This window comes from Herbiconiux sp. UC225_62, assembly GCF_042694625.1.
Taxonomy (GTDB): Bacteria; Actinomycetota; Actinomycetes; order Actinomycetales; family Microbacteriaceae; genus Herbiconiux.
In genome coordinates, this window is sequence record NZ_CP170551.1 from 712,270 (window position 1) to 734,987 (window position 22,718).

The 22,718-nt window shown below is 59.9% G+C and carries 18 protein-coding genes; 5 read left to right on the plus strand and 13 right to left on the minus strand.

All coding sequences use genetic code 11. From position 1 onward, the window contains the following. Positions 1–150 precede the first annotated feature (150 nt). Genes ACFJGU_RS03550 through ACFJGU_RS03565 form a run of 4 tightly spaced genes read left to right on the plus strand, consistent with a single transcriptional unit; the run spans position 151 to position 3,612 of the window. Positions 151–1,269, plus strand: a complete 1,119-nt coding sequence (locus tag ACFJGU_RS03550) for a glycosyltransferase (protein WP_382307696.1) — start codon at positions 151–153, stop codon at positions 1,267–1,269. After that, positions 1,266–2,195: a glycosyltransferase family 2 protein gene (locus tag ACFJGU_RS03555; RefSeq protein ID WP_382307698.1), complete on the plus strand. Its 930-nt coding sequence runs from the start codon at positions 1,266–1,268 to the stop codon at positions 2,193–2,195. The genes ACFJGU_RS03550 and ACFJGU_RS03555 overlap by 4 nt, the downstream gene beginning before the upstream one ends. Then, positions 2,192–2,683, plus strand: a complete 492-nt coding sequence (locus ACFJGU_RS03560) for a hypothetical protein (RefSeq protein WP_382307699.1) — start codon at positions 2,192–2,194, stop codon at positions 2,681–2,683. Before ACFJGU_RS03555 ends, ACFJGU_RS03560 begins: the two co-directional genes overlap by 4 nt. Next, entirely contained in the window at positions 2,680–3,612 is a 933-nt protein-coding gene (locus ACFJGU_RS03565; RefSeq protein WP_382307701.1) for a hypothetical protein, read from the plus strand. The genes ACFJGU_RS03560 and ACFJGU_RS03565 overlap by 4 nt, the downstream gene beginning before the upstream one ends. Before the next feature lie 195 nt (positions 3,613–3,807). Here the strand turns inward: ACFJGU_RS03565 and ACFJGU_RS03570 are convergent, their stop codons facing one another. The 11 genes from ACFJGU_RS03570 to ACFJGU_RS03620 all read right to left on the minus strand — a co-directional run bounded on the left by ACFJGU_RS03570 (position 3,808) and on the right by ACFJGU_RS03620 (position 17,915). Continuing rightward, positions 3,808–5,046 carry a glycosyltransferase family 4 protein gene (locus ACFJGU_RS03570; RefSeq protein ID WP_382307702.1) on the minus strand — a complete coding sequence of 413 codons (1,239 nt, stop codon included), beginning with the start codon at positions 5,044–5,046 and terminating at the stop codon, positions 3,808–3,810. Beyond that, entirely contained in the window at positions 5,004–5,948 is a 945-nt protein-coding gene (locus tag ACFJGU_RS03575) for a glycosyltransferase family 2 protein (RefSeq protein ID WP_382307704.1), read from the minus strand. The genes ACFJGU_RS03570 and ACFJGU_RS03575 overlap by 43 nt, the downstream gene beginning before the upstream one ends. 90 nt (positions 5,949–6,038) lie before the next feature. Then, positions 6,039–8,012 (minus strand): hypothetical protein, encoded by a 1,974-nt coding sequence (locus ACFJGU_RS03580; protein ID WP_382307706.1) that lies wholly within the window; start codon positions 8,010–8,012, stop codon positions 6,039–6,041. 280 nt (positions 8,013–8,292) lie between these two features. Then, entirely contained in the window at positions 8,293–9,582 is a 1,290-nt protein-coding gene (locus tag ACFJGU_RS03585; protein WP_382307708.1) for an O-antigen ligase family protein, read from the minus strand. After that, entirely contained in the window at positions 9,575–10,591 is a 1,017-nt protein-coding gene (locus ACFJGU_RS03590) for a hypothetical protein (protein WP_382307710.1), read from the minus strand. The genes ACFJGU_RS03585 and ACFJGU_RS03590 overlap by 8 nt, the downstream gene beginning before the upstream one ends. A 19-nt stretch (positions 10,592–10,610) precedes the next feature. Next, entirely contained in the window at positions 10,611–12,053 is a 1,443-nt protein-coding gene (locus ACFJGU_RS03595) for a lipopolysaccharide biosynthesis protein (RefSeq protein ID WP_382307712.1), read from the minus strand. Then, a complete protein-coding gene (locus ACFJGU_RS03600) occupies positions 12,050–12,778 on the minus strand; it encodes a polysaccharide pyruvyl transferase family protein (protein ID WP_382307714.1) in 729 nt (242 codons plus the stop codon). Before ACFJGU_RS03600 ends, ACFJGU_RS03595 begins: the two co-directional genes overlap by 4 nt. 119 nt (positions 12,779–12,897) lie before the next feature. Further along, positions 12,898–13,992 (minus strand): hypothetical protein, encoded by a 1,095-nt coding sequence (locus ACFJGU_RS03605; RefSeq protein ID WP_382307716.1) that lies wholly within the window; start codon positions 13,990–13,992, stop codon positions 12,898–12,900. 49 nt (positions 13,993–14,041) lie between these two features. Further along, complete coding sequence (locus ACFJGU_RS03610) at positions 14,042–15,550, minus strand: sugar transferase (protein ID WP_382307718.1); 1,509 nt, start codon at positions 15,548–15,550, stop codon at positions 14,042–14,044. Beyond that, positions 15,547–16,242, minus strand: a complete 696-nt coding sequence (locus ACFJGU_RS03615; RefSeq protein ID WP_382307720.1) for a hypothetical protein — start codon at positions 16,240–16,242, stop codon at positions 15,547–15,549. The genes ACFJGU_RS03610 and ACFJGU_RS03615 overlap by 4 nt, the downstream gene beginning before the upstream one ends. A 242-nt stretch (positions 16,243–16,484) precedes the next feature. Then, a complete protein-coding gene (locus tag ACFJGU_RS03620; protein WP_382307722.1) occupies positions 16,485–17,915 on the minus strand; it encodes a polysaccharide biosynthesis tyrosine autokinase in 1,431 nt (476 codons plus the stop codon). Between the two features lie 387 nt (positions 17,916–18,302). On the opposite strand from ACFJGU_RS03620, the gene ACFJGU_RS03625 reads away from it, so the two are divergent. Then, a complete protein-coding gene (locus tag ACFJGU_RS03625) occupies positions 18,303–19,751 on the plus strand; it encodes a phytoene desaturase family protein (protein WP_382307724.1) in 1,449 nt (482 codons plus the stop codon). Positions 19,752–20,235: 484 nt separating this feature from the next. Here ACFJGU_RS03625 and ACFJGU_RS03630 read toward each other — a convergent pair whose 3' ends face one another. Together ACFJGU_RS03630 and ACFJGU_RS03635 are read right to left on the minus strand one after the other, a co-directional pair. Continuing rightward, on the minus strand, positions 20,236–20,847 hold the full coding sequence (locus ACFJGU_RS03630) for a low molecular weight phosphatase family protein (RefSeq protein ID WP_382310252.1): 612 nt from the start codon (positions 20,845–20,847) through the stop codon (positions 20,236–20,238). A gap of 441 nt (positions 20,848–21,288) precedes the next feature. Beyond that, positions 21,289–22,377, minus strand: a complete 1,089-nt coding sequence (locus tag ACFJGU_RS03635; RefSeq protein ID WP_382307726.1) for an acyltransferase family protein — start codon at positions 22,375–22,377, stop codon at positions 21,289–21,291. Between the last annotated feature and the right edge of the window lie 341 nt (positions 22,378–22,718).

Consider the following 22,718-nt stretch of genomic DNA (forward strand, 5'->3'; position numbering starts at 1 on the left):
TACGAATGGAGCATTTCCCTGTGTGACGTGATGGAGTCTATAACGGCCTCCGAGAGCGTCAGCCGCCGTTGCGGCGCAAAACCGCATCCCGCAATCGTGCGTATTCCAGAACGTAACAGAGCCGTTACGCAGGCAAGATATGGTGCTGGGATGGGGAAATCAGTGGCAATAATCGGAACTCGTGGTTACCCGAGTTATTACGGAGGCTTCGAAACCGCAGTCCGAAAGCTCGCCCCGTATCTCCGGCAGGACGGGTGGGACGTATCCGTTTACAGCCGGAAGAATGCCGTGCGGCAAGATGATCTCCAGCGCGATGTGGCCGTCCAACAGATTTTCACGCGCGGCCTGGAAAAGAAGTCGGTCAGTACCCTGTCTTACGGCCTGACCGCGGCGCTGGATGCCCGAAGGAGAAAACCCGACGTCGCTCTGGTCATGAACGTGGCGAACGGATTCTTCCTTCCATTGCTCAAGCGAGCCGCCATCCCTACGTTGATTAATGTCGACGGTATCGAGTGGGACCGGGAGAAGTGGGGGCGCTTTGCGAAGGCGACCTTCCGCGGTGGCGCTCGCGCGACGGCCAAGCACGGCACCGAACTGGTCTTTGACTCCTACGAGATACAGCGACGATGGAAGCAAGACTTCGGTCGCGACGGCGTCTTCATTCCCTACGGTGGTGACGTTCCCGACCGGTTGCCGGTCCCGGAGGGCCTGACCCATCGTGGCTACGTGCTTGTCGTTGCTCGATTCGTTCCCGAAAACACCATTCCCGAATTCCTCGAGGCTGCGCGCGAGATCAGCACACGCTGGCCCGTGGTCATCGTGGGTTCCTCGGGCTACGGCGGGCCGCTCGAGGATCAGATCCGGGAGTTGGCAACCTCCAGCCCCGCGGTCCTTTGGCCGGGCCACGTCAATGACGACAGGTATCTCTTCGCCTTGATGCAACATGCCGGAGCGTATTTCCACGGGCACAGCGTGGGCGGCACCAATCCCGCACTGGTGCAGGCGATGGCCTCGGGCGCGCCGATCGTCGCTCGCGACACGGTGTACAACCGCGAAGTGCTCGGTGAGGGCGGTAGCTTCGCTCGCCCAGAGCCACGCGCGATCGCGACCGCAATCGAAGCCATGATCTCGAATCCGCGCGCGCAGGAGGCGTCGATAGATAACTCGTCTCGGCGTCGGGAAGGCGTCTATACATGGGAAGCCGTTTGCGAGGCATACAACCAATCGCTGCACGGCCTCCTCGCGCACAAGCTCACGCTGAGGCCATGATCGACGCGACGCGTCAGCCTCAGGGGGGCCACGTTGCCATCGGGATCGCTACCTTCAAGAGGCCAGAACTACTTCGGGCACTCCTCACGAGCATTGTCGAGACCTGCGACCTCGAGGGGCTCACCGTCTTCGTGATCGACAACGATCCACTCGAGTCAGCCGCGACTGTCTGCGCGGAATTCGCAGAGTCGGTCGTGCGTTATGAAGCAGAGCCACAGCCCGGGATCGCAGCGGCGCGAAACAGGTTCCTGGACATCGTCGGCGACGAGACGTATTTGATTTTTGTTGACGATGACGAGACTGTCACTGCAGGGTGGCTGGCTGCCTTGATCGAGGCCTCAGAGCGTTTGAATGGCGACGTCATATCGGGCCCTGTGATTCCGCTCTTCCCGCCCGATGCACCGCAATGGGCAGTTGACGGGATGTTCTTCGAGAGAGCACGGCACCCGACCGGCACGGCACTCGAAGTGGCTGCAACAAACAACACTCTTGTTCGGTCGAGCGTCCTACGGCGGTTAGCTCCGTTTCGATTCGATGAGTCGTTTTCCATGACCGGTGGCAGCGACACCGACTTCTTCCATCGCTTGCGCCAAGGGGGCGCGACTCTCTACTGGTGCGATGACGCAATCGTCGAGGAGGTCGTGCCAGCCTCTCGCATGACGTGGCGCTGGGTGCGATCTCGCGCTCAGCGCACCGGTGAGGTTCGCGCTCGAATTCTTCTTCGCGACGGTCGGCGAGGTCGACTTCTAGCCGAATCAATCGCGCGAATGTTCTTGGGCGGTGCGCGCCTGGCGATACTTCGTCTGCAAGGAAGAAGCCCCAATGCACGGGCCCTAAACCCCGCATACCGCGGTTGGGGCATGATCCAGGTCCTCCGAGGTCGATTCATCCACGAGTATCAGAGAGTCGAGGTTGATGAGGGATGATGCATCTCAAAACCGTACCCACTGTCTCGAGGCGCTCAAGGCTTCGGCTCCTCGTGGTCGTGCTCTTCGCTATTTTTCTAGCGGCGCAAGGGGCACTCTCCTTCGTGACGAAGCCAGAGCCTTACCCTTCGATCCGCATGCCTGGATTCGGGACATCGCCGTCGAGCGACGGCCTGTTCTCCACCTCGCAGACGCTGATCACCATCCGATACGACGACGGCACAGCTACGACTCCTGCCATAGAGGAGCTCATGCACGGTGTGCGGTTCTCAGTGGCCGGACCCGCCTTCAATCACGTCTTCCCCGCAGCCGGAAGCGGGCAGATCAGCGATGCAGTCAGAGTCTGGCTGAGAGAGAAAGCGTTCGAACTGGGTGACGGCGCCCAGCCGATGACTCTCGAGATCTGCCGAATCAGCGCTCACGTCAACGTGCAGACAGGCCAGATAGTCGATCAGACACCATGCGCGAACACGAAGGTGGCCTTGTGAACAATCTCATCGATCAGCTCGCGAGATACGTGGATTGGCTCAGCTCGTCGTACCGAGCATCGGGCCGGTTCCTCGGCATCATCCGAATCTGGTTCGCAATATTCGTGTTGGTGTTTCCGATCTCCTACACCTGGACATCGAGCCTGCCTGCAGGGTTCCTACAGCCCCGCCCAGGGATCACCTGGATCTTCGGTGACACGGTGCCGCTCTGGCTCACGGTGACGCTAGAGGTCGTCCGCTTCTGCTTCGCGCTCGCGCTGCTCGTGGGCTACCGAACCTTTTTCGCGTCAATCGGCCTGGGCCTGACCTTAGTCGCGGGTAGCGCGATCATCTATTCCTTCGGCAAGCTCGATCACTTCATCCTGTTCGAACTCTTCCCGATCTTCATGGCATTCGCGGGCTGGGGAAACCGATTCTCGCTGGATGCTCTCCTGAAGCGGTCTGCTCATCCCCCCAGCGGGTTCCCCGTCGTGCTTTGGGCCATGACTGTGGCCTTCGCCCTGTTCACTGCCTCGATCCCGAAGTTCGCCGCGCACTGGCTCGACCCGAACAGGCTCGTTACCCGCGGTCAGATCGCGCGAGACCTTTCTAAGGACCTCAAGGTCGGCCCGCTGGCCGAATGGATTTTCCAGTTCGACTGGTCCCCATTTTGGAAGCTTCTCGACTGGGCGACGCTGTTCGCGGAGTCGTGGTTGCTGATCGCGTTCTTGTTTCCCCCGCTCTTCCGCATCGGCATCGTGGTGATCATGGGATTCCACATCGCGGTCTACCTCACGTTGGGCATCGACTTCTCGAGCTACTTCGTGGTGTATGCCGTTTTCTTCGCCAAACCTGTGGCGTGGGTGATCGATTTCACCTTGGATCGAACGCGACGAGATCGAGCTTCTGGTTCGCTCATGAGGGCGAAGCGTGCCGAGAGCGCACTCTGAGCCGAGCTCCTAACACGATCAACGCTGCAGCGAGAAGCATGGTGACACCAATCTGCACCACCGTGATCACTGTGCTCGACGCGTCTGGACTGTCGGTGCTCCCCGACAAGACGTAGAGGAGACGCGCGGCCGATGCTATCGCCGCGAGAAGGGTGATGAACCCCAGGATCATGAGTTTCGCGGCAGTGTCGACCGTCATCGATGGGTCACCTTTCGTCGAGTGCCTGCGTCGACCGAGCGCACGGTCTTCCTACTGGACTCTGCTACAACTCGTCGAACGGAATCGACGATCTGCCCGCCATAGGCAGAGCTGGAGAAAGTCGACAGCACATGCTCGTAACCCGCGAGGGCCAGGCGTTCGTAAAAAGCCTGATCGACGATGAGGCGCTCGATCCCGGCTGCGAGCGCCGCAGGATCGTCAGTCGGGACCACGAGCCCTGTGACACCGTCCGTGACGATCTCCACAAGCCCTTCCGTTTCCGAGACGATGGTCGGACGCTTGGCAGCCATCGATTCAGCGGCAACCGTACCGAACGGCTCCATCCTCGACGGCACGATTGCGATCTGTGCGTCCGCGAGGTGACCGGCGATGTCCTCGGTGAACCCGGAGAATGTCACCGATTCAGCGAGGTCAGTGTCTACAGCCAGCTGCCGCAACTCATCAGCGAACCATTCATAGCCGGGGAAGACGTCCCCGACCAGGTCAAGGGAGCACTCGATGCCTCGATCTTGGAGGATCGCAAGCGCTCGTATGACGACATCCTGGCCCTTGCGCGGGCTAATCCTTCCAACCACGATCAGACGAGCCGTCGTCCCGCCATGCTCCGGCTCCCTGAGATAGTAGGGCGTCCAATCCTTGCCGTTATAGATGACTATCAGCCGCTTAGTCCGGTTCGGCAAGATTCGTGACCCGACGATGAACTCTTGGGTCGATTTGCTGTTGCTGATCGCAAGTCGTGCGAGCCGAAGCGGCGACACTAACAAGGCTCGCAGCAGACGAGGGTATTGAGATTCGTTCTCCCGGACATGAACGATCACCGGTACCCGATGGAACCAGGAAACGAGTATCCAAACCGGCTGCGTGATGGTGTTGACGAAGACGACGGTCGGCCTCTCTCGTCGGAGCAGGCGGGCGATTTCCACGCCCGACTCGAGTGTCTTGACGACGTACTTCAGAAACGGAAGAGGACGCATGATCTGCTTGCGCAGAACGGGTACGTCGATGATGACGTGGTCAATCCCCCGTGTTTCCAGAGTGTCAACGAGGGGGCCAGTGTTCGGCACAGCAACCGTAACCCCGATATTTGCCGCTGACAGCGCCACGACCGTCTCGACCGCCATGCGGTCACTTCCGTACATCTCGGCACCAGGGTGGCAATACAGAACTTTCGTCATCGGATCGATGCCGGCTCCATCGCGTTCTGAGCTTCCCATTCACCGTACTTGCGGTCGAGATCGAGCCACATTCTGCGGAGGCGACGTTCCTCTAAGTATTTCGCTGGCGAATAGTTGACCAAGGCCAAGGCCAGGTGGTAATAGCGCCTGACCGGATCCGGCGCCATGTGGTACCGGATGCGGTGGATCGAGAGACGCAGATGCCGGCGGTCTTTCAGCTTCAAGTCCGATCGGTGCTTCTGCATGTAGACCTCGGTGCCCGCGGCACGTCGCTCGTCATTGTTGGTGAGCTGCCCGGAGCCGTGCTTTACCTGCAACACAAGGCGGTCCCGCAGCACAGCGTAGCTTCCGCCGGCCTTCAGGAATCGGAAGAAGAAATCGGTGTCGTTCTTGACCGGCATCTGGTCATCGAATCCGTCGGCACGCCAAAACGATCCCCGGGTCATCGCCATGTTGCTTCCCGTCGTACCGTAACTGACGGCGACGACATCGGACGCCCGGAGCCCCTCCTCCATGGCTGGCCCGTCGACCGTGACCCCTCCCTTGACCAGAGTGCGCCACGTGACGACCATGTCTTGACCACTGGACGAAAGCAGTGCTGTCACCTTCTCCAGATATTCGGGCAGCCAGAGATCGTCGTCGTCGAGGAAGGCGAGCACATCACCGCGCGCTTCCCGTGCTCCCACATTGCGGGAAGCAGATGCGCCACCTCGGGTCTCCGGGTCGTAGACGTATCTGATCGGATACGGGGCGCTCGCCCCGAGCTCCTGGCACAACTGCTCTGCGGACGGGTCCACCACGTCGCTGACTACCACCACCTCGAGCGGCGACAGCGTTTGTTCGGAAATCGACTTCAGGGACTTCGCGAGGAAGTCGGAGCGGTTGTGGGTCGGGATGACGCACGAGATGGTGAATGCAGTCACATCACTCTCAATCTTCACTTGGCGTATGCGACGACTTTAGCGGGCGCAGGCTACGGGAACGTTTCACGGAGTTTGCGCGTACGTTGAGAACCGTCCAATTCGAATTCGTCAGATCTCACGCCAGATGGTCCCTGTCCACGTGAGCATCATCGAATCGCCCGGCATTAGAGCCCGCGTCGCTGCGCCTTTGAGACTGACCAGGAACTCTGTACCGTGTCGCACGTTTACTCGACCGACGCCGGAGTCGGCATTGTGAATACTCAGCATCTGGCCCAGGCGAGCGCTCGCCAGGAGAACCGGAAGTGTGCGGAGACTCGCCGTCTTGAACCGCATGACGACCATCTGTTCACCAGTCTTGCTCAGAAGGCGGGCAGTGTCGGCCGCTGAGATCTCGGCGTCAGTCCGCTCGATGAATTCCGAATTCTTCTCCTTCGACCTCCACGAGAGCGTGGAACCGATGGGGAACGCCGAAGTAGGTGTCGGGAGAGGCGTGCTCAGTTCAACCTCCGAGACCTGGCTGAACGTTGTGTCATCCGAGGCGGCGACGCAGTCAAAACGGGATGTAACGGAGGACGGCCACGAAACGTTCAGCCGGCGCACCCGGACGCTGCTACCGAGTCTGCCATACAACACTCGCAGTTTCGTGCCGGCGGTGTTGATGCCGTAGTCGATCGTCGCATCATCCACGGTGACTTCACTATTGCTGAATTGCATCGCCGGCGCAGATGTCGCGAGAGTCGGGGCCGCCTGCAATCGGAGTTGCCGAATGTCGACCACAGCATTCGTCGAGGTGATCTGGGGAGAGGTACACGAGTGGGTTTGGACATCCGAGACGGAAACGCGTCGCAACTCACGCTGTCCATAAGACGGGTGACTGCTCGAAGTGTGGAGTTCGATGGCCACGGCGGGCCCGCGCAACTGATCGCCGGTGAACCCCGAGATCCGATGACCCCAACTGTGGTCCCCCCCGTCGGTTTCCGTAATCGCCAACACGCCACTTTCGCACGAGACGGCAGTGCAGTCGAGCACAGAATGCCGTCTCCCTCGAAGGCTGAACGCGTTCGTCGACGCAATCGCGATGCAATCCTGAAAGGTCACAGACTCCGACGCCGAGTGCGTGTCCCATGCGGTGCGGGATGCGCCATCGCATGAGGAATCGACGATCTTCGTTCCAAATGTCGAGCCATAGAACGCCACACTCGAATTCGGCGTCACCCGTGACGTGTCATCCGTGTAAGCGTGACGGACGCGACGGCACACGAGCTGAGAAATCGTACCGAGTGCCGAAGAGTTGTCGAAAACGCCATACCCGTAATTCGCGGTCGTCGGCGAATCGATGGCGTAGTTGACGGAGACTCTCGACGCCGAATACCCGTAGCACCCACGGAACATCAAGGCTGCACCACTGGACGTAAGAAAGTCGAGGTCGGCCACAACGGGGCGCATGAGCGACGTCAACACGCACATCGGACCGGTCCACCCTGCCGCCAGACCGGCGTCGTCCACCTGGAAGCGCAGGCCCTGGAGGCTCACACTGGTCTCATTCAACTTTGCGACTCGGACGTTGGTCGAAAACGTGAACCTCGGCAATCCCAGTAAGGTGACGTTGGCCCCCGTCACCTGGTAGATCGTGAAGTACTGGCCGATTCTGGATGCGGTACCTCCTGAACCGGCACGGGCCTCCGGGACCTCGTCGTCTGCAACGAGTTTGACAACGTCGCCCGGGCCCCAAGTGACTCCAGAAGCTAGGACAATCTTCGTGCCTTTTTGAGTACCACCGCTGTTATTCGTGACGTCGACAGACGAGACGCTTGTGACCGCTACCGGATCGGTGTACGAGCCGGAGAGGTTGAAAACGGGAGCTGAATCTGCTGCTTTGATGAAGGTCGCGCCATCGCCGAAGATTCGTACGTTCTTCCCGTCATTGCCGATCGATGTCCCTACTCGGTAGGTGCCAGATGGAACGAAGAGAGTGCCGTATTCGGGACAGTCCTGCAGAGCCGTGCGAAGACCGATTGAGGAATCACTAACGCCGGTTGGATCAATATTGCTGTAGCGGTCGACAGAGGCAACGATCGTCATTTTGTCGAGGTAGCCATATGTGACCGCGTCCGTCGGCAAGACGGTCAGAGCCCCCGGCCACCCGAGTTGTGGGGAGCCGGCGAGCGCCTGAGCGGCCCCTGCCGGACCAAGTATCTGCGGAAGACCTCCCGCCGCTATCGCCGCACCCGCCGCTGTGATCAGTCCTCTCCTGCTGAAGCGCCTGTCCCCTTGAACCACGGAATCCCCAATCCGAAACATCGTCTGCCGCGTGTCGAACCCAACGACACCCGCTACCCCACTTAGGTCGATCGTATTTTCATCAGGATCGCTTCGCACCTCGCAAGGCCGGACGCACGCGATAGACGAACGGATCGATCGTCGACTGGTCGTTCGGGCCCTCAGCGTTGCGAACCATTGTCATAAGTCCGTAACACAGGCCGAAAGCGAAGAACCATAACGCCGGGATCGAACCTTGCCACAGCCCCCATCCCGTTACGCCCATCAGTATGACACCGGGGATGGCTGCGATCATGACTCGGCCGAAGTCCGAGTTGAAGTCGGGCTTCCGCCAGACTTTGAGTGCCGCGAAGATGGCGAAGACGAGCGGAAGGAACAATGCGACTGCTCCGACGATACCGAGTTCGGCGGTCTGCAAGACGAAAACGTTGTGTACTCGCCATCCTTGACCGGTAAGCAAGTCTATGTCTCCCGCATACGGCAGATACCCATTAGGTCCGACCCCGAAGAGCGGGTTCTCACCGATCACTTGCAGCGCGACGCTCATGAATCTGGCTCGTTGGCCGCCCATGGGATCTTCATCGAATCGCTCCAGAATGGGCTCGAGAAAGAATAGACCCACCAGGAGGATGACACCGGGCAGCACAATCTTGGCGCCCTTTGACTTCGCGCTCGGTATGATCAGCGCCCAGACGAGCACAAGCATCAGGAGCGCGATGAAGTTAGTTCGGCTTGCGGACAGTCCAACAGCCGCCATGATCAGAACCAGCGACGCGTAGGATAGGCGTCGATTTATGCGATCACCCGATCGAGTGAGGGGCAGACAGAGCATCGCAGCGAAGAACAACACCTTTCCGAGGGAGCCCGGATGCCCTGTCGTGCCGTTTGCCCGTCCTTCGGTCAGTTCCGCCGTACGTTCGCCAGTGACGAAGATCGGTACGCCCGCAGTCTGGAGGATGCAGACCACCAACTGGATGATTGCGATGATAAAGATCACGACAGCCAGCCAGCGCAGGAGGTCATTCAAGCGCAACGCGGATACCCGTGCGACATGCAGGCCGACCGTCCACGCAGCGACCACCAGAAGAATCTGCACAGCACCCGATAACTTGCCGTTGTAATCCGGCCAGGCGAACAGAAGACCCACCGCTACATAGACCAGGAGTGGTATGAACCGCGCTGGCATGGTGTTCTTGCGCATCATCACGACGGCGATCACCGCGAGACCGAAGATGATGACGCTGCCATTGCGGGGATCCAGGCAGAGCGCAAGTATGGCAAGGGCGCCAGCCATGGCGCCCCATCCCCACTTCAGGGTGCCCACGAACATCGCCAACGCACCCCAGGCACCGACGAGGACGAGCTCAATCATCGCGTGCCCCCTTTTGCGATTTCTTCAGCGATCGGTATAAGTCAGAATAAGCCGAACCGACGGCTCCCCACTGACGGTTCGACAAATCCGGAGTCGAGGTCCCTGAATTCGCGCCGAGATTATCAATTGCAGACGTGATGTCTTCTGGTTTCAGTTCACCTTTGTAGGTGATCACCCACCCGGCTCCGACTTCGTCTGAAAGCTCTTGCATAGTCAGCGACCAGGGCACGAGAATCGGGCGGCCGAGGGTGAGCGCCAGAAGGGCCACACCGGAGTTGTACATCTTCTTGTACGGCAACACTACGAGTTGAGTTCCGCTGACCAGGGTGATGAGTTCACGGTATTCAAGAAGTCGCGGAACGATCTGAATTCCCTCTGTCCCATTTGCGAGAGTCTCGAGTTCTCGGAGGTACCGCTCATCCGCGGGCCTGCCTGCAATGGTGATGTCTACCGGCGCGGGCAGCAGCTGACCCACCTTGATCAGATCCTCGATGCCCTTGTATGGGCGAAGCACTCCAAATGTCAGAATCGACCCTCTGACCGGGTCCGGCCGCTCGGCTGTCGCGTTCTCGCGCAGGATCTGGTCGAAGTTCCCGAAGGGAATGTGCTCGACTCTGTTACGTGACGTCGATGGCATGACCGAGCCGAAGAGGTAGACCCGGCAGGTCACAGTCTTTTCCCACCACCTCAACAATCGCCCTTCGAGCCACCCTCCCGACTCGTGCGGATGCTCGTTGTGCACCGTCCAAATGATCTGCCGTAACCCTAAACGTGCCATCAGCAGTACAGCGAAGAGCAGGGCGCTTTTAACAAGGCGCGGCGCGACGCGGGTCGAGCGCACCAGGGCTTCCGGCCAATGGACGTGCAAGACGTCGTAGCGACCGATCAGGGCCTTCTTCCAGGTAAAAGGCTCGACTCTGATGTCATCATCAAGCGCTTCAACCAGGGCGTGGATAGGCGAGTTGGGGTTGTTGCGGCCCGCCGGATTCATCAGTACGCGAATTACCATGGTCGTCTCTGCTCCTCAGTCATCGGCGTATCTTCCTCACGACCTCGACGATGGAGAACACGTCTCGGCGGACGGCACGAGAGACCAGGAACGCGATTCCGAGGTAGACGGCCATCGCCGCCGCTATCGCGCCGAGACTTCCCCAGGCGGGCCAGGCCGAAGACAAATAGATCACAGGAGATGCAAAAATAAGCATCCCCACGAACAAGAGCATCGGCCGGACTGCGGCCAGCACGAGCGGCTTGACTGCCACGCCCGTCTTCGGTACCGCGAATATCGTGAGGATCAGCCAGTTGAGGAATAGTCCCGTGGACATTCCTGTCGCGACTCCGACCGGCCCCCAAATCACTCCGCACGCGACCAATCCGACCATGATGGATCGCGAGATCAGCGCGTAACGCAGCTGGAGTCCCGTCATGGCCTTCGACAGGAACAGCCAGTAGTAGACGTAACCGAGCGATTGGAAGACACCACCCACGCAAAGGATCGCAAACAGTAACTTGGTCTGATCCCAACCCGGTCCGAGAGCGATCTCAATCAATGGTGCTGCGGCGCCGGCTGCCGCAAAGAAAACGCCCCCGAGGACGTAGGTCAATACAAGCTGCGCTCGTTGAATGTATCGGTCGTACTCCGGAGTTCCATTCAGTCGAGAGAGAATCGGAAACGCGACGCGGGTTGTAGGGGCGGCCAGCTGCTGAAGAGGGAGTCGGAACAGTTGATAGGCGCGACTGTAAAAACCGAGCGCCTCCGAGCCTGAGAATCGGCCGATGAGCACGGAATCAATGTTGTTGCTGACGTAGTTCACCAATTGAACTCCGACGCTGTTCACGCCGAATGACAACAGTGACTTCATCTGCTGGTGCCGTCTGGGTAGACCTGGCCACCATCGTGCGATCACGACGAGCAGCACCAATTGCACGAACACCTGGACGACCTGCTGCAACACGAGAGCCCAATAGCCGTATCCACCCAGCGCTATGAACAACGCCACGACGAATGCCACCGCGGGTGAGGCGACATCGACGATCGCCATCGCATTGAATTTCAGCTTGGAGGTGGCTTCAGCACGAAATTGAGCAGTGAGAGAACTGAGGAGAAAAAGGATCGAAATTACCTGAGTCACCTGGACGAGGTCGGCGTTTCCGTAGAGCACCGAAATCGGAACAGCACAGATGAACACGATCGCCGACAGAACGACCCCGAGTGCAGCGTTGAGCCAGAAGAGATTCGTCTTCTGCGGGCGAGTGATGGTCTGGGATTGGATCGAGGCCATAGAAAGACCGAAATCAGACAGGATGAAAGCAACGCTGGTGATCGCTGTCACCATCGCGACTGTTCCGTAATCGCCCGGCGAAAGAAGGCGCGCCAAAACGCTGATGGAAAGTAGGTTCACCAAGAACTTGATGAACTGCGAACTCAGGGATGCGGCCGCCCCACGCGCCGCCGTCGAGGCGAGACTCATGCCTCGGGCTCAACCCAGAGGTCGTATGGGAACGCCTCGAGGAGAGGAGTGGAGTCCCACGCAAGGGGGTCGTGCCCACCCAGTTTGATGGCGTCCGACACGGTCGCTGCCGCACCGACGGACGTTCGGCCGCTGCCCAAGAAGTAGTCCTCGTACTTGAACCCGGGTTCGGAAACCGACTTCACCAGGCGCGCGGGTACGCCGAAAGACTCCGCCACAACAATCCCGTGAAGCGACGATCCCACCACCAAGTCGGCATTCGCGATCGCTCTCAAGCATTGTTCAATCGGAAGCTGAGGATTGAGTAGCCGAATTCCGGTAGTCGACGGGAACTTCTTCATTCGCCCAAAGTCGTTGAGATTCGGCACCACCAGTACCTGGCTCCGCTCACGCTCCTCGGCGAGGCCATCTCGCGGCCAGAGCATCCCGGTCAATAGCCCGGGATCGCCATACACGTCGGGGACTTCGAGGTGCGCGCTCCTGAGGATCCGGGCGGTTCGAGGGCCTCGAACTGCCCGGATGTCCAGTTCGGTGGGAGGGATTCGATCGACGAACTTGCCGTTGACGCCGGATCCCCAAACGACGTCGCCAGCACGTGCGATGTGCATCACCGATCCGACCGACACGAGTCGTCGTCGGTTGGTCGCAACGCTGGGGTCGATGCCACGCCGACGAAGCAATTCGAGCACAATCATCGGGCCGAGAAGATCACCGAAGTTGTTCACCGGTCTCCGAATGGGGAGCAACCGCCCTAGGAGTCCCCTGTAGATCTTCCGCGTGGGGTTCCAGTGAACCAGTTCCACTTCCACTCAGCACCCCCTCGACGTGCCGCGCGACTGAGGCCTCATTTCTCCGCCCCAGAGGCTGCGAGGGGCACAGTGGCACTTGCCGGTACAAGCGTGCGCACTCTTTGGGTGAGGTCAGCGATCGAACGCCTTGCGCCTGCGACCTGTGCAAAGATCGCGTCGCGCTTCGACATCCTCTCGACCAGCCACTCGACACACTCAGACAGCGTGTGATCCGAAGATGATAGGGCCGAGTCCGAGAACCCCCCGGCTTCGAAAGTGCGGTCCACCTTTGCGGTGCTACCTGGCATCAGGCCCAGCGGCACGGCGCCCTCAGTCAACCCCATGATCAGCGCATGCAGACGATCGCTCACTACAGCCTGCGCTCGCCTATACAGAGAGCGCATCTCGTTCTCTCGGAGATCGTGCGCTCCGCCTTCCCATAGGTCCGTGCGTCCGCCAAGGAGATCAGCGAGCTCGATCGCACGGTGCGCGTCGCGGGCTACTTGATTTGCTACCACGATTTGCAGATCGTGCATTCTGCTGAACTCCTTCACCGAGTCGATCCAAACCGCGTCAGGAATCGGCCGATCTCCTCGCAGGGAAACGACCATGATGTCGCGAGCCGAGAACTGGATCTCGGACTCCACCGGCACTGATCCCTCTACAAAAGCCCAGTCGGGGTAGACCGACCCGAAGCCGATCTTGTCTCTCGTCGGGGCGTCACGCCAGGCAACGAGCGAGCACAATCTGGCCGGAATCGCGATCGGTGCCGGCCAGCGGCCCTGCGGGTTGCGTACACCAACACCGGTGTGAACGGCGACGCCCCCGCGAAGGCGGATGACTGCGAGCAGGATGGTGTCGACGAGGCCGATGAGGATCCTTCGCCGGTTGACCTGCATTTCGCCAGCATTCGAGAAGAACGCCACTCTCTCACGAAGACCGGCTGCAAGTGCAGCGAGCTGCCATTTCCGTCTGCTGGTGAACACCGTGTCGGTGGATCGAAGGCCGAGGCCGCTTACATAGTCAGGACCGGCGCGACCCACCAGCACGTAACGATCCCGGCCCGTAGCCAGACTCGCCATCATGCCACGGCGGAGCACGGAATCTCCTACATTGTCTGCTTGCCCGTGAGCGGCAACGAACATCTTCAAGCGTGATTCTCCCTGGGGCGTGAACGGTCGGAGCGGATCTCTGTCCTGCTCAATATGCGCCTTCGCGAGCAAGAACTGCTCGAGCGGTGCGGCCGAGAATCACTAAGTCGCCGGTCAGCGACCAGTTCTCGACGTAGAAGAGGTCGAGCCTGACAGTGTCCTCCCACGACAGATTCGATCGCCCGCTCACTTGCCACAGCCCGGTGATTCCTGGCTTCACCAAGAATCGCCGATGGACGTGCCGTTCATACTGGGCAACTTCGTGCTCCAAGGGTGGGCGCGGACCCACAAGCGACATCGAGCCGAGAAAGACGTTGATCAACTGAGGGAGCTCATCGAGGCTGAAGCGACGAAGGAGGCGGCCGATCGGGGTGACCCGCGGATCATCCTTCATCTTGAACAGAACCGTATTTCCCTCGGCTCGTCTTTTTGTGCGGAGAACTTCCAATTGCGATTCAGCATCGACCACCATCGAGCGGAACTTGAGCATGTTGAACTTGTTGCCGTTCAGCCCGATCCGCTCCTGCCGGAAGAATACGGACCCTTGCGAACTCAATCGGATGATCATGGCGATCACGAGAAGCACGGGGGAAAGGATGATCAGGGAGATTGCAGACGAAACAAGATCGAAGGCCCGCTTGAGCGTCTTCTTTCCACCATCGAACCGCGGGGTTTCGATGTGAATGAGCGGAAGGCCGGCCACAGGGCGCATGTGGATCCTCGGGCCCCCGATGTCGATCAGGCTCGGTGCCACGACGAGGTGCTTGCGGCCGGGCTCCAGATACCAGCTGAGTTCCCGGACCCGCGCCGGGGGGAGTTCATCCGCGCTAGTTATGACCACGGTGTCCGCTCCCGAAGCCTCCAGCGCCTGCGCCACCTTGTCTAGATTCCCGAACACTGGAATGTCGGTTCCTGGCAATGCCGACGCGATGAGCGGCGTCGGAACGCAGGCACCCACAACTCGATAGCCCGCGTCGGGCTGGCGCATGAGTTCGTTGGCGATGTCGGTGGCCGACTCCGTCGACCCGACCAGGAGCACCGTGGAGGAATAACCCCCGCGGGCTCGCCGACGACTGAGCCATTTCCGCCAAACGAGCCGGCTGATCAGAAGAAAGATCAAGCCACTCGGCAGGGCGATCAAGACATAACCCCGCGCGAAGTCCACCTGGAAGAGAAATGCGAATATCGCAACAAGTCCGAACAGCCGCAACGTGCTGTCGACGATCAAACGATATTCCTGCGTGCCCGTGCCGATCACACGGTGCCCTCGAGTGCCATAAATCTGTAATGCGATCAACCACGAGATCAACAGGATCGCAGAGACCACCGAATAGCTAAGCGGCACGTTTCCGACGAACGAACGAGCAAGGACGTCAGGCGATTCAAGTCCGAACCAGGTGACCTGCGCGCCGTAAACTGCAACGATCAGGGCCGCCAGATCGGTGAGGAACAGCCTCCTGCCGAAGATCGTGCGCCAGTCATCGCTTGAACGCGTCGGGGACAATTTCGCACCGGCGGCTTGCGCGGCGTCCGTCGCTGGGACTTCTTCGATACTCACAGCTGTGTCCACGAGGTTCCCCTATCCTCTGATTCATACACGACGGAGCCGACCCACAAACGGACCAGCTGACCATTGGCGGCGATCGAAACTCCGGAAGTCGCATCTGCAGCCAAGCAACTTTGACCCAGAACGGCCGACGTCGTGTTGCCTGTGACCGAGACCAGAACACCGTCACAAGTGCTTGGGTCGTCGATCGCAACCGCAGTTTGATCCCCGACGACCTCTCCATCGAGAACACCTGGCCTCTGAACGACCGCGATCGTTCGCGCCTCGGTGATCGCGAGAACACCATCGTCGCACACCAAGGTCGAATCGGAATCGAACGAACGGACTACAAGCGGTGACGAACATGGATTGGCAACCGTGGATCCGCCGTCATGGATCACGTTGGCGTCTGCATCGAAGTACGTCGCTTCAGAGAGGGCATCGGTGCGAACGGCCCAAAACTGGCCTCCGGTGTACGACGTGACCATTCCCACCGAACAGTCCGATCCCAGCTTTCCGACGATGTCCACTTGAAACTCCCCCGAAAGTGTGACGGAGAGCACGTCACTCAGCACCAGGCCACCCAAATCCGAGGCGACCCAGCTCACACCGCCGTCGGCTGACGTCTCGATGGTCGCGGATTTCCCGCCGCATTCCCCACCTTCGACCCTCACTCCGCTGAGGCGATCGTCAAAATACGTCATCACGCGCCGAGGGGCGGTCGATGGCTCCGGCGAGGCGGTCGGCGTAGATGACTTAGTCGTCGACGGAGCTGACGTGGGGCCCGCATCCGAACTCGCTGTGGGGAGTACCGGCCCTGCATCGAGCAGGGCAGGGGGCGCCGCGCTCCTGGCGAACGCGAATACAACCAAAGCGGTCACGACGGCCGCGAGAGCAGCGACTAGCAACCACGAGCCGACCACTCTTCGCTTAGCACTGGATGAACTCATCTTCTCGTAGTTAGAGGAGCGTCCAAACTGGCATCCATGGTGGAGTCTATGTCTGCCTCTCCGGCATACCCGTACGTGTACCCGTATCCGTAACGACCGTAGCCGTAGGAATCAGGACCGCGTGTGGGCAGCATGGTGAGCACGACGCCGGACACTCTCGCACCGACATTCTGCAGGGCGGAGATGGCACCTCGAAGCTGACCCTTATGGACTCTGCCGGAGCCCACAATGACCAGAGTCCCGCCGGCGCTCTTCGCGAGGATTGCGGCATCGGTCACGGGCAGGATTGGCGGTGCATCGATGAATACCACGTCAAAAGAATGTTCTAGCGTGCGCAGCAATCGCACCATGGCGTCCGACCCGAGCAACTCCGATGGGTTCGGCGGTATGCGGCCCGCGGGAAGGATGTATAGATTCGAAGCCCCCCATCTCTGGATGACGTCGTTGGGCTCAGCGCGCCCGACGAGCACATCCGTGAGACCGGCCCCGCCTTCGACGCCAAGGTAGGCGGCGAGTTTGGGCTTCCGAAGGTCCGCATCGATTACCGCGACGCTCTTACCGTTCGCCGCTGTGACCAACGCCAGGTTGGCAGCCGTGGTGCTCTTGCCTTCACCGGGAACGGACGACGTGATCACGAAACTCTTGGCAGCTCCCGCGTAGTCGAGGAACTGGAGGTTGGTGCGAAGCGTTCTGAACGCTTCGGCTCGTGGGCTTCGGGGGTCATCCTGAACAACAAGAGGGTGTTCGGGCGTCCTGGGATCAAAGGTGATGCCGCCCAAGATCGCCGTAGGCAAGATCGCTTCGACGTCGTGTTCGTTACGAATTCGCGTGTCGAGAATCTCACGCAAGAACGCCAGCACCAGGCCGATGGCCAGTCCGATGGCACCTCCCATGACTATGTTCAATGGAACGTTCGGAGTGAATGGAGCTTGTGGAACAGTCGCTTCCCGCGTGGTCGACATCTTCACGGGGCTGCTCCCGTCGACGGTCTTCGGAACCAGGGTCCCGACGGCAGCCTGCAGGTTGTCGGCAACCGAGTTCGCGACCTTGGCTGCAAGTTCAGGATCAGCATTCGTGACAGTGATCGAAAGTATCACCGTGTCAACCGGGATCTCAGCCTTGACCGAGCGGGAAAGTTCATCCACCGAGACGTCGAGACCGAGTTCGTCGATCACCGGCTTGAGCACCAGAGGGGACGTGGCGACGTCGGCGAACGACTTGACCTGATTGGCCGTGTAGTTCCCTCCCTGAGTGAGCTCTGATACCGAGCCCGCCGACTGGATTGACACGAAAACCTGTGCTGTCGCTTGATATTTCGGCGTCTGAGCAATTGAATATGCGGCTCCGAGACCGATCCCCAAAAGTGTTAGCGCAACGATGAAGACCCACCCCTTGCGAAAAACGCGAATATAGTCTCTAATTCCCACGCGGATGTTCCCCTTTCAGGTGCACTTATGCAGTACACAACGTCCGTCTACTCATAGTCTCACGATCCTTGTGAACAACGTAGGTCATCGCTGTCAACACCTTGTTACAGAATCCCGCTTGCCAATTGTCCTGCAACACCGCACGGATTACCGTGAGCATCCGTCGGCATCTGTTATAAAGAATCACGTAAGCGCGTGGATGCACGTCTACCCCGAGGAGAAACAATGGAGTTTCTGGGCTACATCCTTCTTCCATCGATACTCGTGGGGTGGTTTGTCACTGCCCTCCTCACGGGTCTATTCGTCGGTCGAGCAGCAAGTCTTTGCGACAGCCGGAGCCGATCCGTCGAATCCTAGGGCGAGCCCGGGAGGTGCCATACTCGGGGCATGGTGGATGTCGCGATCGTGGGGAGCGGCCCGAACGGCCTCGCCGCAGCAGTGGTAATGGCCCGCGCCGGGCTGAGCGTGGAGATTTTCGAGAAGAACACCACGATCGGGGGTGGTGCTCGAACTCTCGAGCTGACCCTGCCGGGATTCAAGCATGACGTGGGCGCAGCCATCCATCCCATGGGCTTGGGGTCTCCCTTCTTCCGCGCATTCGAATTGACGAAGCGCGTGGAATTCGCGATTCCCGAGGTCTCGTACGTCCATCCGCTCGACGGGTCGGCCGCCGCCGTCGCATTCAAAGACCTAGGGCGCACCGCATCGGAGCTGGGTCGCGACGGGGTTGCCTGGCGAAACCTCTTCTCTCCGCTCGTGGAACACATCGACGGCCTCACGGATTTCGCTCTCTCGCAGTTGCTCAGATTTCCGCGAGATCCCATGACCGCCGTGAGGTTCGGTTTGCGAGTTCTCGAGCAGGGATCACCAGCGTGGAATCTTCGGTTTAGGTCGCCAGCAGCGTCAGCCCTCCTGTCCGGAGTAAGCGCCCATTCAATCGGCCGAATGCCCACGCTCGCTGTTGCCGGGGCCGGGCTGGTGCTCGCGGCCCACGCCCACGCGAGAGGTTGGCCAGTAGCAGTTGGGGGAAGCCAAGCGATCGTCGATGCGATGGCTGCCGATGTCGTCGACCACGGTGGCTTGATTCACACGGCAGTGGAGATCGAGGATGTGCGCCAGCTTACCCGCTCCGCAGTTGCAATGTTCGACGTCTCGGCACGTTCGCTCGCGCACATCGCCTCCGCAGTCCTCCCGGACCGCTATGCCCGAGATCTCCTGCGGTTCAAATACGGAAACGGAGTGGCCAAGGTCGATTTCGCCCTCGCTTCGCCAGTGCCGTGGTCGAATGCGCACGCACACGAGACAGCGACGCTGCATCTCGGCGGCACGCGGCGACAGATCGCACATTCGGAGAGCGAGGTGGCTCGTGGAATCGTGCCATCGAACCCGTATGTGCTCGTAGCCCAACCGAGCCTTTTCGATCGGAGCCGCGCACCTCATGGGCAACATACCCTGTGGGCGTACATGCATGTACCCGCCGGATCAAACTTCGATCCGGTTGAAGCGATCACAAACCAGATCGAGCGATCAGCTCCCGGGTTTCGAGACGTCATCCTGGCTGCCGAAGGCATGACGGCTCAGGACATCCAGTCGTTCGATCCGAATTTCGTCGGCGGCGACATCTCATCCGGCGCCCTGACGATCGGACAGATGCTCAAGCGGCCTGTACTGTCGCCCGTGCCATGGCGGACTCCGGCGAAAGGCGTGTACCTGGCGTCATCCTCGACACCGCCCGGAACAGGCGTGCACGGGCTCTCGGGATACTACGCGGCAAGGTCAGCGCTGCGCAGGGAGTTCGGGATCGGGGCCGTGCCCGACCTGAGTGCGAACAGGTGATCCGCCTATTCGTATAAGCGGGCCTTCGACGGAAAAGTCGGATTGAGGGACTCGACGTTGACGTGAAGGGATCCGTCGACCACTTGGGCGAAGCACGCCCAGGTGAAGTACCTGGTGTGATCGCCCGAGTCAACCACCAGTGACCCACTCACGTGTAACACTCCGAAACCGCCTTCGTCGCTGCGGACCTTAGATTCAGACCGGACGTCGCGGCCCAGATCGGGATGCTCCTCCGCCAATCGACCGATCACGGCATCCCGGCAGGCATCGGCGGCGAGCTGCTCGTGATCTGCTGCGCAGCCGGCGAGTAGCGACAACGTCGCAAGAGTCCCCACGATCGTGAGGGCTCGCGCATGATGCGTCACAGTGTCTCCAGCCTGAACGGGCCGAGCACCAGCGCATCGACGATAGAAGTATTAAGTTTGCACCGCGTGTATTCGCAACATAAATGTTCCGAGCAGTCTCAGAGCTTCACCGAGCAGACTCAGGCCCTCGTGTTCTTGCTCACTGTGGAAGCGGCAAGGCCGAGAATTCTAGCAACCTCGTCAACCGCCGGGACGAGTTCCTGTGCGCTCCGCTCATAAGTCGCTGCACTTCTGCGATACGGATCGATGACGTCCTCTTCAGCGGGCACAAACTCGAGCGTGTCCGGTCTTCCCCGGCGAGATGCGACGAGAGCGGACGCTTCGATCAATGCACTACGAAGCGTGATCTGCTGCCGTGCCGCGTCAACGACCTCCTCGTCTGAGAGAGTCGCTCCCAGCCGCGCAAACTCACGAATGGTGAATGTCGACTTGACCTTTCGGGGAGCAAGCTCGGCAATCTCACGCCGGTGATTGCGCGACATCGCCAAGATCAAGTCGGCCTCATTGACCATTGATTCGGTCAAGGATCTCGAGAGATGCCCTCGGGGCTCGCCTCCGAATCTCACGGACAATGCAGCAGCTTCTTCGGGCATCGCCTCATTTGGACCGGCAAAAGTCCCCGCGCTGCTCATCACGATGCCTGGATAGTCCTGCAATCTTCGGCGTAGTAACTGTTCCGCCATGGGCGACCGGCAAATGTTCCCGGAACAGACCGTCAAGATCGAATACACAGCCAAAGACGTCTCCCCATCGAATGATTGCAGGTCGATGTAATCCTATTGCGAGCGGATCAGTCGAATCGGGCGAGATAGTCAGCCAGGTCGAGCACAAATTCACTGATCCTGGCGCCCACCCGTTCGTGTACCTCAGCGGATCGCCGATACGGATCTTCGATGTCATGCTATCGATCGACACCATTCCACGTTGACGCGAGCCGTACATCACCACGTCAAACAAGGTGTCGTCAGAGGCACCCGTGGACAGCTATGTCGTCCTTGCCTGGTGGTCGAGGATCCGGACGAATTCAACAAGGGTGAATGTCCGCATTATCGCGAATGGAAATTCCTGTGACAGCTGGCGTCGCCGATCCTTGGTCATAGTGAGGCCCAGCGCCAGGGCCTCGATGGATCTCGAATACGCCGTCTGATTAGCCGGCATCGTGGCCGATCGGCTCAAGCTCGACCCGATGTCGGCGCAGGTTCGACCGTGGCCGGGGAGTGTCTGCGCACGTACGGTAGGCGCGCTTGCAGAACGCGAGTGATCGGGCGCTCCACGAAACGAAAGATGAGTGCGGCTGCGATTACCACCCCCACGACCGACAAGGTGACTGACAACCAGCCCACTTTGAGACCGACCACGGCCAAGACAACAGGGACCAGAGGCGCCAACAACGGATGAAAGAGATACAGGCTGTACGACGCATCGCCCATGTAGATGACAGGGCCGGGGATTCGACCGGCGAGGAGGGGCTCAGCCATCACCACGGCGAGCAACAAAGCCGCTACGCCGACATGGCGGATGAACTTTTCCACATCATTGGTCGAGAACGTGCCGTCCAGCGCCGGAATCGCCGCCCAGAGGACGACGATGTAGCCCATCCAGATCGACAGGCGCACAAACGACCGGTCTTGGGTCCATTGGCCTATGACCATGCCTACCAGGAAGTAGAGGATGATCGGGTTGAAATACACGGCGGCCGGGGGCCAGTCGTCTCCACGGAACACGGTTCCGATTGCAAAGACGGAGAGCACGATCCCGCAGAACCAGATCGGTTTTGCTTTGAGCAGCAGGGCAACTGTGAAGATGAAGTAGAAGAACATCTCGAATGTGAGAGTCCACCCGACGCCGAGCAGCGGCTCGACCTGCCCGTCGACATTTCTCGAAGGCAGGAAGAGATATGAGAGCGCGATGTTACCTGGATTCAGCTGGGCATGAAGGACCGCTCCGGGTAGCGCGACCAGCGTCGCCAATTTGACCGTCGTCGCGATCCAGTACATAGGAACTATTCTCACCAGGCGACGCATTCCGAAAAACTTCCAGCCATCCTTCCGTCCGACCAGACTGCCCGTCGAGATCATCATCACGAAGCCGCTGATCACGAAGAAGATGTCGACGCCGACCTCACCAAAGTGCCACGTCTGAATGGAAGTGTCTAATCGCTCACCCGCGTAGAAGGTGGAATGCGTAATGACAACCAGCAGCGCGGCAACGAACCGGAGCGTCTGAATTCCGTCGTACTTCGTGCGTGGCAAGGCTGGCATGAAGTCCCCCCGGTCTCTGGTTTCGCCAGGATAACAGGGTCGGATTGCGGGGAGGTTACGGGCCGTTGCCCACTTACGCGTCTGCTTAAGCGCCGCGGGCATCGCCTTCGTGAACGACCGGCGCCGCGCGAAACGCGCGCTCGCACTTGACGCCGAACTGGCAGCATGAGCCCTATGAACGACTCCCCGGACTAAGTCGCCGCAACATGCTCGCCGGAGCCGCGTCGTCGGCTCCCGTGTTCGCACGCGCCGTGGCCATGTGTCGTTCTGGTGATGGGTTGCGTCGCGAAATGAATGTTTGTTGCGACGCTGTGCCACACGTGTCAGAGGGTGTGAGTAGC